Consider the following 16,519-nt stretch of genomic DNA (forward strand, 5'->3'; position numbering starts at 1 on the left):
ATGCGGTGCCGACCAACAGTCGGGCGCTCAGCGCCTTCCGCTTCTTCGTCATCGAACTCTGGAGACGCACGCTCCGGCGCCGCAGCCAGACCGATGGCATGAGGTGGGAGACGATCAGTCGCCTCGCCTGTGACTGCCTCCCCAGGCCCAACATCCGTCATCCTTGGCCGCGAGCACGCTTCGCCGTCACTCACCCGAGGTGGGAGCCGTATGCGGGAAAGCCGCACGTACGGATCTGTGCGGGGGGCGCTCAGCAATGAGCGTCCCTACCGCGACCGCTACGCTCGCAATGACGGAGGAGGGGCTGAGCGAACTTCTTTCCTCCTATCTTTGCGAGTGCAGCCACCGCGTTGACGCTGCACCTTCTCCACACGTGGAGAAGGACGAAGTCACCGCCGCTCCTTCTTCTCCTTCGGAGCGGTCGTCGGCCTTCGTGGTGTCGCAGGCCGTTGCGTGGCGGGCAGGCGCTGCTGCAATCCGCCCGGGCGCTGCATGCCTGGCTGTTGAGCTGCAGGCGGCTGGCCGGGTTGCATGCCGGTGCGCGGCAGTTGCGGCTGCGGATTGGTCCTGCCAGGCTGTGGCGGCACAGCGCCTGCGGGCTGCGTCGGAGTCTGTCCACCACGTTGCGGCTGGACTTGCGGCGTACCGTTGCGCTGCGCGCCGGTGCGCGGTGCACCTGCCGGGCGTCCCGCGCCTTGCCGTTGGTCCTGTTGGCCTCGCTGCTGCTGACCTTGACCTGCACGCGGCGCGCCCGGCTGCACCGCGCCGCCCTGGCGTTGCTGCGGCTGGGCACCTTGGCGACCCGGCGCGCTCGGCTGCTGACCTGGACGGTTGTTCTGTCCCGGCTGGCCGTTCGGCCGCTGCGGCTGTTGTCCGGGCACAGTCGTCGGCCGCAATTGTTGCTGTTGCGGTGGCTGGGCCGGCCGCGGAATGCGGCTGCTTGCGGTAGGATTGGCGCGGCGGAAGTCGCGCTGTTCGGTGACGATCTGGCGACCCGTGGTCTGGGCAAGATGCACCTGGCTGACGAAGCCGCGGTCACGCGCGATCTGCTGCGGCGGAATCGTGATTGGCACCGCGGCAAAGCGCATGCCGCCGGCGCCGCCCGCGCTCGCGCGAATCGCAAAGCCGCTCGCGCCTTGCGTCAGCGCGCCGAGACGCGTGCCGCTGCTGCGGTCGTCGACGTCGATGTGCCCGACCCGGCCGTCGGCGTCCGGATAGAGCTTGATGTTGACGTTGGCGGCGCTGCTGGCGGCCGCGCCCACGGGCACGTTGACGACGCCGGTAGTGCCGCGGATGCCGAGGGTCGCCGTCGGCGTGGTGATCTTCATGTCGCCGGTCTTCGCCACGGCTGCGGCGACGAAGGCGACCGTGCCCTTGCCGATGTCGACGATCGCCGAATTCTGCTTGCCGCCGTCCTCATAGACATAATTGTCGATGGTGATCTTGGCGCCGGCGGAGAGGTTGAACGTGGTCGCGTCGTTGAAGGTGATGCCGAGCGAGGAGTTCGACGAGGTTTGCACGATGTCGTTGAGATAGATGTCGTCGCGGACTCGCAGCGGATAGGAATTCCTGTCGCGGATCACGGTCGCGATGCCCGTCACGGCCGCGACGTTGCCGATCGGCTCGACGGTGGCGGGCTGCGCCTCCGCCGCCGGTGCCGGCGAGGCCGCCGGCGCCGGGGAGGGGGCAGGTACCGGCTGGGCTTGCGGCTGTGCCTGCGCAAGCTCGATTGCATCCGATGCAGATGCCACGCTGGCGCCGGCCAGCGGCAGCGCCAGCAGCGAAAGCGCGAACACGAAGCGGCGCCAGGCCACGATAAAAGCCACGAGGATGTCCCGGTGAGAAACGCGAGGCGAGAGTGCGCAGTTTCAACCGGGGCCGGCTGAACGGCGGATGAACATCTGTTGCTTGGGGGTGATGAACGTTCAAACGGCGCGTCTGAGCGACGACAAGACGATCTGGAACACTGGCATCTTGACATCATCATGGCCGGGCATAGCCGTCCGAAGGACGGCGTCGCTTCCGCTCGCCTATGTCCCAGCCATCCACGTCTTGATGCGCGGTGCGGAGAACGTGGATGCCCGGGACAAGCCCCGGGCATGACGAACCATCGTATGCGTCGCTATGTGACGCCCCTTGTGTCAGCTCACGCGCGTCCAGGTCTGGCCGCCGCAGAACATGCCGCCGAAGGCGCAGCCCTGCACGCGCATCACATTCGGGCCCTTCATCGCGATGGTGGAGTCGTAATTGCGGCCGGAGTCGGGATCGTGGATGCGGCCGCTCCACTTCGAGCCCTCGGGCTTCATGTTGATCAGGATGCGCGCGTTGGTCTTCTCGGCGTAGCCGCAGAGATTGGCGCCGCACTGTTCGACGCGGACATTGCCCTTGTTCTCTTCGGTTGCCCACACGCCGAGCGGCGTGGTCGCGGCCGGGCTAGGCGCGGCCGCAACGGGAGCAGGAGCGGGCACATAAGCAGGAGCTGGTGCAGTCGCGACCGGCGCGGGCGCGGCAACGGGCGCGGGCTGCGTCGTCGTATCAACGGACGGCGCGGCGGCAACCGTCGCCGCCGGGGCAACGGGAGCAACCGCAGGCGCGGCCGGCACGGTCGCCTGGACTGGCGCCTGCTGCACGGGCTGCTGCTGCACCGGAGCCGGCGCAGGTTGCGCGGTCGTCGCCAGAGCCGGCGTGCTGTCTACGTCATCGTCCTTGGAGCCGCCAAGGCCGCTGAGATTGATGCTGTTCAGCTTGATCGGCTTGTTCGACAGGCCCGGCGCGACGATGGTGACGCAGTCGAGCGAGGCGCAGTTGCGCGGCGTCTCAATGCGAATGTGCTGGCCTTCGATCTGGAACGAGATCGCGTTGCCGGCATGTGCGACGGCGGTCGAAGCGAGGAAGAGTGCGGTGGTGGCGATGTAGAGCTTGTTCATGACAATCTCCAAAATTGCGTGGTCCCGATGACCTGAGGTCGGTGAACGACTGAGCGTGGTTCGACCTTACGCTGGGTGGGGCTGGTGTTATGTGATGAACATCACAACGGGTCCGCCTTGCCGCGGCTGCTCTCTTCGCTCCGCTCAGGCAAGCACTGGACCTGCGTTGATCAATGGTGCGCGCAGCCGATCACGGCCTCGGCGAAGTGGAGCAAGGTCGTCGCATGCATCGTTCAGATCATGCCGAGCACGATGGCGCCGACGAAGGCCATGGCGAGATACGCGGCGATAACGCTCAGTCTTCCGACGAACGTCATGACGTTGCTCCCTGGGATCGCTCCCCGCTATCGCGCTGCTTTGCGGGCGACGACCATGGTTAACAGAAAGTCTCCTCCCAAAAAAGTCAGCCCCGCTGCCGTTCAGCGGCGACCCCCGGCATGGTTAAGGAAGGCTGAAATCAACACGTTGAAGAGTCTTTAAGTAAATTCACCGAACGTGCGCCCATGACGCGCGGAGTTCGTTTGTATCTCGTCGGCTCCATCGTCCTTGTTTCGCTTGCGGGTTGCGGACGCGGCTTCTTCCAGGCCGAACGTGAACCGTGGCGGGCCGAGGCGGAAGCCGCATGCCTGAAGTCGGGCGCGGTGAAGGAGAGCGCGGACATCGTCCGCATCGAGCCGATCTCCGGCCCCGGCATGTGCGGCGCCGAATTCCCGCTGAAGGTCGCCGCCATCGGCGAAGGCACCTCGAGCTACGGCTTCGCCGACGAGGATTTGCGTCCGCCCGGAAGCATCGGCAACCAGCCGCGCTGGCCGGTGACGCAGCCGCGATCCGGCTACCCGCAACGTCAAAACTATCCCGAGAGCGCCGTGCGCCAGCCGTCCGGCTATGGCGCATCATCCGGCCCGGTCTCGCTCAACGCTCCCGGCGTGGCGCCGCAGGAGGACGAGATCGACCTGCCACCCGAAGGCACCGATGCCGCGGGTGCGGCGCGCTACATGAATGCGCCGAGCTATCCGGCAAGACCGCCGGGGCCGGCGCCTTATTCGCAAGCCCCCGCGCAACAACCGCCGCCACGTCTCGGTCCTGCGCAGGGCAATGCGATCACCGCCGTCGGCCCGGTCGCGGTGAAACCGGTCGCGACGCTGGCGTGTCCGATCGTATCCGAGCTCGACCGCTGGTTCGCCGACACCGTGCAGCCGTCGGCGATGCGCTGGTTCGGCACCCGCGTCGTCGAGATCAAGCAGATCTCCGCCTATTCCTGCCGCGGCATGAACGGCAATTCGCATGCCCACATCTCAGAGCACGCCTTCGGAAACGCGCTCGATATCGCAGCCTTCGTGCTCGCCGACGGCCGCCGCGTCACCGTGAAGGACGGCTGGCGCGGCATGCCGGAAGAGCAGGGCTTTTTGCGCGACGTGCAGTCCGGGGCGTGCGCGCATTTCACCACCGTGCTGGCGCCGGGCTCCAACGTCTATCACTACGACCACATCCACGTGGATCTGATGCGCCGCGCCAGCCGCCGCCTGATCTGCCAGCCGGCCGCCGTCTCCGGCGATGAGGTCGCCGGGCGGGCGCAGCAGCGCAATCCTTACGCGAATACACGCGATCCCTATGTCACGGGATCACTCGGCCGCAAGAGCAGCAAGCGCGAGAAGATCAATGAGGAAGACGAGTTCGCGGACGATTAGGCGTCGCGCGCGACACGCTGCATCTTCGGCACAAGGTATTTCGGGCGCAAAAATTTGCGCGGCCGCGATTTCCGATCCAAGCCATTGACCTGTAATCATTAATCGCCCCGCGACCAGGTCCGTCGGCGGTTGGCACAGTCGCTGCAAGACAGCTGCTGCAACGAAGCGGCGCCAGCGGCGCTGGAAGCCAATGGACCCCGTCAATGCAGCTGTCTGTGATCCCGCCCTGCTCCGAACTCGAAGATCGCGTGCTATCGCGCATTACGGAGGAGCGCTGGCTTGAACTGGCGTCCGAGTTGATCCGCACCGGCCAGCCGCGCTCCGGCAATCCGCTCGATCCCGACCTGCCGCCCGCGGAGGAGGAGGCGATCTCCATGCTGGTCGCCGGCAAGCTCGAAGCCCTGGGCATGGAGGTCACCAAGCACAGCGCGCAACCGCACCGGCCGAACGTGCTCGGTGTGTTGAAGGGACGAGAGGGCGCGCCCTCGCTGATCCTCAACGATCATCTCGACACCTATCCCGTCGTCGAGCCCGAAAAGTGGCACATGACGGATTTCGATCCGTTCAAGGCCACCCGCCACGGTGACCTGCTCTACGCCCGCGGCACATCCGACACACGCGGCAATCTCGCGGCCTCGCTGCTCGCGGTGCAGGCGCTGGTCGAAGAAGGCGTGAAGATCGATGGCACCCTGATGTGCTGCTACACGGTCGACGAGGAGCGCAACGGCACCGAGGGCTCCATCTACATGCTGAACAAGGTCGGCCTCACCGCCGACTACGAGATCACCGCCGAGCCGACCGCGTGGGGCGACGCCTCGAAGGACTGGGGAATGAATCTCTCGGTGGCCAATTCGGGCCACTGCCTGATCGAAGTCACGGTCGAGGGCATCAAGTCGCATATCTGGCGCCCGGACATCAGCGTCAATGCCATCATGGAAGCAGCGAAGTTGTTGCCGAAGTTGAAAGAGTTGGCGTTTACGCACCTGCCGAGCAAGTTCATGGGACACACGCCGCCCTGCTGCTCGGTGGTGCGCATCCGCGGCGGCTTGCCGGGCGAGATGCAGTTCTCTCCCGACGCCTGCACCATCACGCTCGCGGTGGTCGGCATCGTGCCCGGCATGACGCTCGGAAGCGTGATCTCCGACATCGAACGCCTCGGGCGCGAGACATTCGCCGGCGTCAATGACGTCAAAGTCGGGATTCGCCAGGTGCCCGGCTCGCTGTTCGTCAACGCGACCGAACCGGTGCCGGTCGAGGAGGAGCCCTGCCGTTCCCTGCGCGCCGTCTACAAGCGCCTGATGGGCCGCGAGCCCGGCGTCAACCGCAAGAATGCCTTCAACGATACGATTCGCTTTCGCGAGGCCGGCATCAACGCGGTGACCTTCGGCCCCGGCGAGGACGGCTGGGCCGTCGACAACGAGAACATCTCGATCACAAAGTCAGTGATGGCGACAAGGATCTATGCGTTGACCATCATGCAGATCCTGGGAGTGCGCAGTTGAGCGTCGAGGCAAGTCCGATGGATGTTCCGATGCCCGCCGATCGCACGCAGCGAGGCCATCTGAAGCTGAGGCTTCCGAGGATTTCGCGCTCTTTCCTGCTGTCGTCGCTCACCGTCGCGCTTCTCCTGGCAACCTGGGCGGTGGTCACGGGCATGGGCTGGGCCAACGAGCTTTTCCTGCCCAAGCCACAGGCCGTGTGGGGCGCGTTCATCAAGACCATGACCAAGGGCTATCAGGGCGCGACACTGCTCCAGCATCTCGGCGCAAGCCTCTATCGCATCCTCACGGCTTTCACGCTGGCCTGCCTCGTCGGCATTCCGCTCGGCGTCCTCATGGGCGTGTCGCGCAACGCGCGCGCGTTGCTCAATCCGCTGATCGAGTTCTACCGGCCGCTGCCGCCGCTCGGTCTATATACGCTGCTCGTGATGTGGCTCGGCATCGGCGAGAGCTCGAAGTTGTCGCTGCTGTTCCTTGCCGGCCTGCCGGGCATCGTCATCTCGACGATCCAGGCCGTTACCAGCGTCGATCCCGTCTATGTGCGCGCTGCGCAGTCGCTCGGGGCGACCCGGCGCCATCTGCTGTTTCACATCTATCTGCCGGCGGCGGGACCGCTGATCCTCGCCGGCATGCGCATCTCGCTCGGCTTCACCTACACCGTTCTTGTCGCCGCCGAGATCGTCGCCGCATCCGCCGGAATCGGCTGGATGATCTGGGACGCCGCGAAGTTCCTGCTGTCCGACGTCGTGATCATGGGCCTCATCGTACTCGGCCTTACCGGGATCGTGCTCGACCTGATTATGCGCGGAATCGCCAAACTGTTGATGCCGTGGGCCTGAATCCAATCCTGATCGAGGGGAGATCGATATGATGAAGAGACTCGTTGCCACGCTCGCACTTGCCACGCTGGCGCTGACGGCCACTGCGCGTGCCGAGGACAAACCGACGAAAGTGACCGTCGGCTATTTGAACCTGGTGAACGCGCAGCTCGTCACAAAGCATCTTGGCCTGCTCGCGAAGGAGATGCCTGGCGTCGATATCAAATACGTCAAGGTCGGCGGCGGCGGTGACATGCTGCGTGCGATCGCAGGCAACGACGTCGACTTCGGCGGTCTCGGCAATCCACCGTCCGCGATCGGCGCGACACGTGCCCTGCCGATGAAGGGCATTCTGGTGATCAATTTGCTAGACTACGTCGAGGCAATGGTGGTCCGCTCCGACAAGAACATCACCTCCCTCAAGGACCTCAAGGGCAAGACGGTCGCGGCTCCGTTCGGCTCGACCACGCATTACCTGCTGCTCCAGGCGCTGAAAGACGAGGGCGTGGATCCCACCTCGCTGAAGATCCTGGACCTCGCACCATCGGACATCGCGGCGGCTTGGCTTCGTGGCGACATCGACGCCGCCTGGTTCTGGGAGCCGAACCTCGATAAAGCCGTGAAGAACGGTGGAAAGATCCTCATCACCTCGGGCGAGATGACCAAGCGCGGTTACCCGACCTGGGACATCGGAGTGGTGATGAATGCGTTTGCGGAGAAGTATCCGTCCTACGTCGAGAAGTTCGTCAAGGCCGAATGCGAGGGAATCGATTTCTGGCTGAAGAATCCGGAGAAGGCCGCTGAGATCATTGCTGAAGAGCTGTCGCTGCCGCTTGCGGATGCAACGCGGATGATGAACGGCACCGGCATGGTCGCGTGCAGCAGGCAGCTCACCGACGATTATCTCGGCACATTCGCCAAGAAGGGCAAGTTCGCGGACACGCTGCTGTCGACCGCCGATTTCCTGGTGAAGCAGGAGCGCCTGCCGAAGCTGTTGCCGCGCGCCGATTTCGAGGCCTTCATCCAGCCCGCCTATCTCGAAAAGGTGGTCGGCCGCTGACGTCCGGTGCCGGCGGGCTTGCCTCGCGTGTGCTTGCCTCGCGCGTTGCATTCCGACCGGAGACCTCCTAGCCTTCGAGCTGTCACTCGAAGGGAGACGACATTGGGGCGCAGTCATGCGCATGAGCTGGCCGATCCAACTGAGCCCTGCGCCGAGGCGCGAAAGGCCGGGACCGGACGTTTTGTGCTGAAGGCGCTGGACAAGCCCGATCTGGACCTGGTGATGCGGACGGGTCGCCTCGCGACTTATCAGAACCGCGAATACCTTCTCCGCGAAGGCGCGCCGGCGGACGGCATTCACATCATCCTGAGCGGAATCGTCGAGAGCACCCATGCCGGCACGCATGGGCGCGAACTGATGCTGTCGACCTGGGAAGCCGGTGACTTCGTCGGCGCACCTTACGTTCTCGGCGATCATCGCCATAGCTGGTCGGCCCGTGCGCTCGGCCGGGTCGAGGCGCTGCATCTCGATCAGGAAGCTGTCCGCCGGCTGATCTCACAGTCGCCTTCGTTCGCGATCGCACTGATCGAATGCCTCGGCTTCAAGGGCAAGACCTATTCGATGCTGGCGCAAACGCTCGCGGGTCAGAAGGCGGCCGAGCGGCTGGTGCTGCTCCTGGTCAAGCTTTGCGAGAACGCCGCCCAGGACAAGCACGGCCCGATCTCGCTCGGCCGCATCACGCAAGCCAATCTCGCGCGCATGATCGGCGCAACCCGTCAGTCGATCAGCCTGATTCTCAACCGGCTCCAGGACGACGGTATCATCTCGACCGGTCCCACCAAGATGATCGTCAACGATCTCGCTGCGTTGAGGAGGCAAACCGCGGAGTAGGCAGCAACGAGCTCACCCCGCCCGATAAGCCGCCAGAAACATCCGCGTCGCGCTGTCGATGACTTCGGCCATGCGTTCCTCCGACGGCGCCGGTGCGGCCTGGAAGACGAAGGGCAAGAACAGTGAGGCCTTGCACAGCTCCATAAACTGCGAGGCCGCAAGGTTGCAATCGTCGATCTTCAGATCGCCGGAGGCGATATGGGCTTTGAGATATTCGGAGAGCCGGTTGATGGTCTTGTCGAGCACGCGCAGATAATAGCGCCGGCCGACGTCGGGCATGCGCTCGGCGATCGCCATCACGGTGCGGATCGCCGATCCGCCGCCGGGCCGGCAGAGCAGGTGGATGTAGGCCTGGCCGAAATCCCTCAGCGTGGTCTCGACATCGCGCGCGGGATCGAAATTGAACGCGACCTGACCGTGCTGGAGCGCCTCCTGCTCGAGGATGGCTTCGAACAGCGCGGATTTGTCCGCGAAGTAGACGTAGAGTGTGCCCTTGGAGACCGCGGCCGCGCGGGCGATCTCGCCCATGCTGGCGCCGTCAAAGCCGAGATCCATGAACACCTTGCGGGCACCGTCCAGGATCTGGCGGCGCTTCGAGCTGTCCTCTTCGGAGACGACGTGCAGATGTTCGTGCTCGGCTGCAACCATTGGTTTAGGGTCTCGAAAGGTTTTGCCGCAGGGTTTGGATCCTGAAACCCAAATAGAGGATTCGGGCCGGTAAGGTTCTGCCGGACAGAATATGTATATTGACCGAACCGTTCGGTCAATGGTATTTGGGGATAGGCGACAGGAACGGGCCGCACGACGGCCCGCCCGGGGTCGCGCTTTTTTGTTGGGGAGGCCTTTATGGCCGCATCGAGAGACCAGGCTGCGCGCGTCCTTCGCGAGGAAGCGGTAGAGACGACCCCCGCGAACGCTGAAGCTGCGACCGAGACATCCGCAGCGATCGCCGGGCAGTTGCGCTCCCACGTGACCGAAGAGACCAAGCGCCGCACCAGCGAGGCCCTGGAGAAGCCGGTGACCGACGAGCCGGCTCCGAATGCAACCGCTGCGGCCGCGCCGAAATCCGGTAAACGCAAATTCGTCCTGATAGGCGTCGGCCTCATGCTGGCGCTCGCGGCCGCGAGCTATGCCGGCTACTACACGCTGGTCGGCCGCTTCTACGTCACCACCGATGACGCCTATGTTCGCGCCAACAACACCATGCTCGGCGCGCGCGTCGCCGGTCACATCTCCTCGATCCTCGCCGGCGACAACACGCTGGTGCGCGCCGGCGATATCGTCCTGCGCATCGACGACGGCGACTACAAGATCGCGGTCGATGCCGCCGCGACCCGGATCGCGACCCAGCAGGCCACCATCGATCGCATCGGACGCCAGGTTGCTGCTCTCGACAGCCAGGTCGCGCAAGCCAAGGCGCAGCTCGTCTCCGCGGAAGCGGGTCTCAAGCGCGCCGATCTTGACTACGAGCGGCAGCAGGCGCTGAACAGCAAGGGCTTTGCCTCGCGTGCCACCTTTGAAACCTCGGAAGCCGGGCGTGACCAGGGCGCCGCGGCGGTCAAGGCCGCGCAGGCCGCCTATGACGTCGCCGTCAGCAATGTCGACGTCGCCAAGGCGCAGCAGGCCGAAGCGCAGGCGCAGCTCGCCGAGCTCAAGACCACCCTCGCCAAGGCCGAGCGTGATCTCAGTTTCACCGCGGTGCGCGCGCCGGTCGACGGAACGTTCTCGAACCGCCTCGTCAGCGCCGGCGACTTCGTCGCGGTCGGCCAGCGTCTCGGCAACGTCGTGCCGCTCGACAGCGTCTATATCGACGCCAACTTCAAGGAAACCCAGCTCAAGCGCATCCGCCCCGGCCAGCCGGTGACGATCAAGGTCGATGCCTACGGCATGCGCAAGTTCGCCGGCGTCGTCGACAGCATCGCAGCGGGCGCGGGCTCAGTGTTCACGCTGCTGCCGCCGGACAACGCCACCGGCAACTTCACCAAGATCGTGCAGCGCGTGCCGGTCCGCATCCGCGTGCCGAAGGCTGTCGCCAAGCAGAACCTGCTCCGCGCCGGCATGTCGGTCTATGCGACCGTCGACACCAACAAGGGTGCGGCCGACGCCGACAGCGAGATCGATCTCGACGATCCCACCACGATTCACCCACAGTAGAATTGGCTGCGATGATGCGCAGCTGCGCCATAGCCCCGAGCGACGCTGCGCTCCCTCTCCCGCTTGCGGGAGAGGGCAGGGGAGAGGGTGTCTCCGCTAAGGAAACTCCCCTAGAGGATAGAGCCCTCACCCGCCGCGCTCTTCGAGCGCGTCGACCTCTCCCGCAAGCGGGAGAGGTAAGACGAACCTGCGGCTTGAGTGAGAGCTGACGCCATGGCGAACGCCACGACTGCTTCACCTGCCATGATGGCGGCCCCGGCTTCGGAGCGCATCGCGCCGAAGCGGCTGATCGCCTTCATCATCATGGTGTTCGGGATGTTCATGTCGATCCTGGACATCCAGATCGTCTCGGCGTCCTTGAGCGAAATCCAGGCCGGCCTGTCGGCCAGCTCCAGCGAAGTCTCCTGGGTCCAGACCGCCTATCTGATTGCCGAAGTCATCGCGATCCCGCTGTCGGGCTTCCTGTCGCGCGCTTTCGGCACGCGGTTGCTGTTCGCGATCTCGGCGGCCGGCTTCACCATTTCCAGTTTGCTCTGCGGCTTTGCCACCACGATCGAGGAGATGATCCTGTGGCGCGCGCTCCAGGGTTTTCTCGGCGCCGGCATGATCCCGACGGTGTTCGCCTCCGCCTATACCGTGTTCCCGCGCTCGAAATTCCACATCGTCGGTCCCATCATCGGCCTCGTCGCGACCTTGGCCCCGACCATCGGGCCGACGGTGGGCGGCTACATCACCGATCTGATGACGTGGAACTGGCTGTTCTTCATCAACGTCGTGCCCGGCATCGGCATCACGATTGGCGTGCTGGCGCTGGTCGATTTCGACGAGCCGCATTTCGAATTGCTCGACCGTTTCGACTGGTGGGGCCTGATCTTCATGGCCGGCTTCCTCGGGACGCTGGAATACGTGCTGGAGGAAGGCCCGCAATATGAATGGATGCAGGATCCTTCGGTCGCGATCTGCGCCTGGATCTGCGCCATCGCGGCGATCGCCTTCTTCTGGCGCGTCTTCACGGCGGCCGAGCCGATCGTCAACCTGCGCACTTTCTCCGACCGCAATTTCGCGATCGGCTGCCTGCTCCAGTTCTGCATCGGCATCGGCCTCTACGGACTGACCTACATCTATCCGCGCTATCTCGCCGAAGTGCGCGGTTACAGCGCGCTGATGATCGGCGAGACCATGTTCGTCTCCGGCATCACCATGTTCCTGGTCGCGCCGCTGGTCGGCCGGCTGATGGCGAAGTACGACATGCGCTACATGATTGCGTTCGGGCTGATCGTGTTCGCACTCGGCTCCTACCAGATGACCTGGATCACGCGCGACTACGACTTCTATGAGCTGCTCATGCCGCAGATCCTGCGCGGCATCGGCATGATGTTCGCGATGGTGCCGACCAACAACATTGCGCTCGGCACGCTGGCGCCGGACCGGGTCAAGAACGCTTCGGGCCTGTTCAACCTGATGCGCAATCTCGGCGGCGCGGTCGGGCTGGCCGTGATCAACACCGTGCTCAACGACCGCACCGACCTCCACATCACACGTCTCCAGGAGCGCGTGACCTGGGGCAATGCGACCGCGACTGAAACCCTGAACATGTTCATGCAGAAGTTTCAGGGGCTCGGCGACGCCACGCTGATGGCGATGAAGCAGCTCAGCCAGATCGTACACCGCCAGGCCGTGGTGATGAGCTTTGGTGATGCCTTCTTCATGCTGACACTGTTCTATCTCGCCCTCAGTCTCACCGTCATGCTGCTGAAAAAGCCGGCTTCGCCGTTCGGCGCCAGCGGCGACGCGCATTAAGCGCCACAGATTCGGTGTCATCGTCCGGCTTGACCGCACGATCCAGTATTCCAGAGATGACAGTGGTTTACGGAGGAGCCTCGGCGTACTGGATGCCCCGGTCAAGCCGGAGCATGACAGTGGAGCTTGAGGCGACGAAGCGAACGAAATTGCAACACTCGCGCGTGATCTCGCGCGAGCCGTGTTGCAAATCGCAAACGATACATCTATAAAGCGCACCTCATTGAATCGAACCGGGGAGGATTTGCATGATTTCGTCGCATTCGCAGATCGCACGCCCGCGCTCGATGATGTTCTGGCTCGGTATGTGCTCGGCCTTCTAGAGGTCATTTCCGCCAGCTTCGATTGGGCCAAAGTTTCGGCCAAGCGTCCCGATCGCTCCGCTTCCCAGATCCTGACTTCCAAAGTCTCAGTCAAATGTAAGTGACGCCGTCTCGGCCCTCGCGGCCGGCCTGCGTCCATCGATGGAGCCGGCCCGCGCGAGATGCGGCCGGGTGATGCCATGACCGTTCTGTCAAAAAAGCCCGCGGCAATACGCGTGGTGCTGCCCTTCGTATTCCGGCACTGGCTGAAGCAGCCGGGGCGCACGTTCATCGTGGCCGGCGGCCTACTGGGGGCGACCATCGCCGATCTGTTCATGCCGGTGTTCTCGGGGCATCTGGTCGACGCGCTGACGCGCGGCCCGTCCGATCCGGATGCGCGCCACGCGGCGCGGGTGGCGCTGGGCGGAATCGTGGCGCTGGGCGCAGCCTCCATGGTGCTGCGGCTGACCGGCCTCCAGGCGATCGTGCCGTTCACGCTGAAGATCATGTCCGAGGTCGCCGAAGGCGCTTTCATGCGCGTGCAGCGATTCTCGACCGACTGGCACGCCAATTCCTTCGCGGGATCGACGGTGCGCAAGGTCACCCGCGGCATGTGGGCGCTCGACCTGTTGAACGACACCATATTGATGGCGCTGGCGCCCTCGCTGCTGGTGCTGATCGGGTCGATGATCCTGCTCGGCGTGCACTGGGCCTCGCTTGGCGCGGTGATCGCGCTGGGCGCCTTGGTCTATGTCACGATGACGGTGCTGTTCTCCACGCGCTACATCGCGCCGGCCGCGCGGGTTTCCAACGCCTGGGACACCAAGGTCGGCGGCACGCTGGCTGACGCACTGACATGCAACGCGGTGGTGAAATCGTTCGGGGCCGAAGCGCGCGAGGATGCGCGGCTTGGCCGTGTCATCAGCCGCTGGCGTGTGCGCGTGCGGCGGACCTGGCTGCGCTACAACTACACCAATCTGGCGCAGCTCGCGGTGCTGCTGGCCTTACGCGCCTCCGTGATCGGCGGCTCGGTGCTGCTGTGGATGTTGGGGCACGCTTCGCCAGGCGACGTCACCTATGTGCTGACCAGCTACTACGTCATCCACGCCTACCTGCGTGATGTCGGCATGCACATCAACAATCTGCAGCGCTCGGTCAACGACACGGAGGAGCTGGTGGCGATCCATGACGAGCCGATCGGGATTGCCGATGCGCCCGGCGCACAGCCGATCGCGATCGACGGGGGCGAGATCGTGTTCGACGACGTCACGTTCCACTATAGCGGCCATCGCGCGCCGCTGTACGACGGCCTGTCGGTAACGATCCGCGCCGGCGAACGGGTCGGCCTCGTCGGCCGCTCCGGCTCGGGCAAGACCACCTTCGTCAAGCTGGTGCAGCGGCTCTACGACGTCTCGGGCGGTCGCATCCTGATCGACGGGCAGGACATCGCGAAGGCCGCGCAGCAATCGTTGCGCAGCCAGATCGCGATCGTGCAGCAGGATCCGATCCTGTTTCACCGCTCGCTCGCCGAGAACATCGCGTACGGCCGGCCCGGCGCCAGCTTGGAGGCGATCGAGCAGGCGGCGCGGCTCGCCAATGCGCACGACTTCATTCTGCGCCTGCCGAAGGGCTACGGCACCCTCGTCGGCGAGCGCGGCGTAAAACTGTCGGGCGGCGAGCGGCAGCGCGTGGCGCTGGCGCGCGCCTTCCTGGCCGATGCGCCGGTGTTGATCCTGGACGAGGCGACCTCGAGCCTGGATTCGGAATCGGAGGCGCTGATCCAGCAGGCGATGGAGCGGCTGATGAAGGGCCGCACCTCGATCGTGATCGCGCACCGGTTGTCCACGGTGCGCAGCCTCGATCGCATCCTGGTGTTCGACCGCGGCGAGATCGTCGAGCAAGGCACCCATGCCGCGCTCGCGGGCAAGCTAGGGGGCATCTACCGCGGCCTGTTCGAGCGCCAGGTGGTGGAGCTCGGGCACGTCGCAGCAGCGGAATGAGGAACGGCCGCGCTGCCGTGGAATGGGACTGGCATGAAGGACCTGACGAACGGCTCCATCGCGAAGCACATCCTGGCCATGGCGCCGCCGATCATGGTCGGCATGGTCACGATCATGATCTGCCAGCTGGTCGATCTGTACTTCGTTTCGGGATTGGGCGATGCCGCAGTCGCGGGCGTGGCGGCGGCCGGCAACGCCGGCTTTCTCGTCAACGCGCTCATGCAGGTGCTCGGCGTCGGCACGGTGGCGCTGATCGCGCATGCGGTGGGACGCAAGGATCGGCTGGATGCCAACCTGATCTTCAACCAGGCGATCGTGCTATCCGTGCTGTTCGGCCTTTTCACCCTGGTCGCGGGCGCCGCGCTGTCGCGCCTTTATATGCGTTCGATTGCCGCAGATCACGCCACGATCGAGGCGGGGACCATTTATCTGTTGTGGTTCATACCGGCGCTCGCGCTGCAATTCGCCACCCAGGTGATGGGATCCGCGCTGCGCGCCACCGGCATCGTGCGCCCCACCATGTTGGTGCAGGCGCTTGCCGTCGTCATCAACATCGCGCTGGCGCCGGTGCTGATCCTGGGCTGGGGCACGGGCTATGCGCTCGGCGTCGCCGGAGCGGGACTGGCAAGCTCGATCGCGGTGGTGATCGGCGCCGTGATGCTGCTGGCCTATTTCCGCAAGGTCGAGCGCTATGTCGCCTTCAACCCGACGCAGTGGCGTCCGCAAGCGCGCCATCTGAAGCGCATCCTCAATGTCGGTCTGCCTGCCGGCGGCGAGTTCGCGATGATGTTCATCTTCATGGCGGTGGTCTATTTCGTGCTGCGCGATTTCGGCGCGGCGGCGCAGGCGGGTTTCGGGATCGGACAGCGCGTTCTCGGACTGATACAGATGCCGGCGCTTGCGGTTGCGCTCGCCGCCGGGCCGATCGCCGGCCAGAACGTGGGCGCTGGAAACGGCGAACGCGTGCGGGAAACCTTCGTCAAGGCGGCGCTGATCACCAGCGTCGTGATGATCGGCTTCATGTGTCTTGCGCAGTTGAAGCCGGAGCTCTTGCTCGCGGGATTCTCGAACGACCGGGAGACCATGGCGATCGCCTTCCTGTTCCTGCGGATCATCTCGCTCAACATGGTCGCGCAGGGCCTGATCTTCACCTGCTCGAGCATGTTCCAGGGTCTCGGCAACACCAAGCCGGTGCTGTTGAGCTCGGCAACGCGCGTATTCACCTATTCGCTGCCGGCGATCTGGCTGTCGACACGGCCGGGCTTCCGGATGGAGCACATCTGGTACCTGTCGATCGCAGCGACCACGCTGCAGGCCGCCCTGAGCCTGTGGTTGCTACGCCGCGAATTTGGGAAGCGCCTGGTGGTGCTCCGGCAGGAGGCTCCGGAGCAGGCCGGGCCTGAGCCCGTCGCGCCTCCCGTGCGGGCGCCTGCGTAGCGA

The 16,519-nt window shown here is 64.9% G+C and carries 12 protein-coding genes; 9 read left to right on the plus strand and 3 right to left on the minus strand.

The window, feature by feature from the left end; translation table 11 throughout:
* Positions 1-389: 389 nt before the first annotated feature.
* Together IVA82_RS41720 and IVA82_RS41725 are read right to left on the minus strand one after the other, a co-directional pair.
* Positions 390-1,817 carry a FecR domain-containing protein gene (locus tag IVA82_RS41720; RefSeq protein WP_247382583.1) on the minus strand — a complete coding sequence of 476 codons (1,428 nt, stop codon included), beginning with the start codon at positions 1,815-1,817 and terminating at the stop codon, positions 390-392.
* Positions 1,818-2,141: 324 nt separating this feature from the next.
* A complete protein-coding gene (locus tag IVA82_RS41725; protein WP_247382581.1) occupies positions 2,142-2,927 on the minus strand; it encodes a DUF2147 domain-containing protein in 786 nt (261 codons plus the stop codon).
* Positions 2,928-3,430: 503 nt separating this feature from the next.
* Between IVA82_RS41725 and IVA82_RS41730 the strand changes: the two genes are divergently transcribed.
* From IVA82_RS41730 to IVA82_RS41750, 5 genes are all read left to right on the plus strand, one after another.
* Positions 3,431-4,615 (plus strand): extensin family protein, encoded by a 1,185-nt coding sequence (locus tag IVA82_RS41730; RefSeq protein ID WP_247382580.1) that lies wholly within the window; start codon positions 3,431-3,433, stop codon positions 4,613-4,615.
* Positions 4,616-4,818: 203 nt separating this feature from the next.
* Entirely contained in the window at positions 4,819-6,117 is a 1,299-nt protein-coding gene (locus tag IVA82_RS41735) for a M20 family metallopeptidase (RefSeq protein ID WP_247382579.1), read from the plus strand.
* Between the two features lie 29 nt (positions 6,118-6,146).
* The gene (locus tag IVA82_RS41740) at positions 6,147-6,953 is read left to right on the plus strand and encodes an ABC transporter permease subunit (protein WP_247382578.1); all 807 of its coding nucleotides are present in this window, start codon (positions 6,147-6,149) and stop codon (positions 6,951-6,953) included.
* 28 nt (positions 6,954-6,981) lie between these two features.
* Positions 6,982-7,992, plus strand: a complete 1,011-nt coding sequence (locus tag IVA82_RS41745; RefSeq protein WP_247382577.1) for an ABC transporter substrate-binding protein — start codon at positions 6,982-6,984, stop codon at positions 7,990-7,992.
* A gap of 102 nt (positions 7,993-8,094) precedes the next feature.
* Positions 8,095-8,823 carry a Crp/Fnr family transcriptional regulator gene (locus IVA82_RS41750; protein ID WP_247382576.1) on the plus strand — a complete coding sequence of 243 codons (729 nt, stop codon included), beginning with the start codon at positions 8,095-8,097 and terminating at the stop codon, positions 8,821-8,823.
* A gap of 12 nt (positions 8,824-8,835) precedes the next feature.
* On the opposite strand, the gene IVA82_RS41755 is transcribed toward IVA82_RS41750, so the two are convergent.
* Positions 8,836-9,471: a TetR/AcrR family transcriptional regulator gene (locus tag IVA82_RS41755; protein ID WP_247382575.1), complete on the minus strand. Its 636-nt coding sequence runs from the start codon at positions 9,469-9,471 to the stop codon at positions 8,836-8,838.
* A gap of 198 nt (positions 9,472-9,669) precedes the next feature.
* On the opposite strand from IVA82_RS41755, the gene IVA82_RS41760 reads away from it, so the two are divergent.
* The 4 genes from IVA82_RS41760 (at position 9,670) to IVA82_RS41775 (ending at position 16,516) form a co-directional block, all read left to right on the plus strand.
* Positions 9,670-10,977, plus strand: coding sequence for an HlyD family secretion protein (locus tag IVA82_RS41760; RefSeq protein ID WP_247382574.1), 1,308 nt, complete (start codon positions 9,670-9,672; stop codon positions 10,975-10,977).
* Between the two features lie 213 nt (positions 10,978-11,190).
* The gene (locus IVA82_RS41765; protein WP_247382573.1) at positions 11,191-12,777 is read left to right on the plus strand and encodes a DHA2 family efflux MFS transporter permease subunit; all 1,587 of its coding nucleotides are present in this window, start codon (positions 11,191-11,193) and stop codon (positions 12,775-12,777) included.
* Positions 12,778-13,279: 502 nt separating this feature from the next.
* Entirely contained in the window at positions 13,280-15,079 is a 1,800-nt protein-coding gene (locus IVA82_RS41770; protein ID WP_247382572.1) for an ABC transporter ATP-binding protein, read from the plus strand.
* Between the two features lie 33 nt (positions 15,080-15,112).
* Positions 15,113-16,516, plus strand: a complete 1,404-nt coding sequence (locus tag IVA82_RS41775) for an MATE family efflux transporter (protein ID WP_247382571.1) — start codon at positions 15,113-15,115, stop codon at positions 16,514-16,516.
* The last annotated feature ends 3 nt before the right edge of the window (positions 16,517-16,519 follow it).

This window comes from Bradyrhizobium sp. 142 (assembly GCF_023074015.1).
Classification (GTDB): domain Bacteria; phylum Pseudomonadota; class Alphaproteobacteria; order Rhizobiales; family Xanthobacteraceae; genus Bradyrhizobium.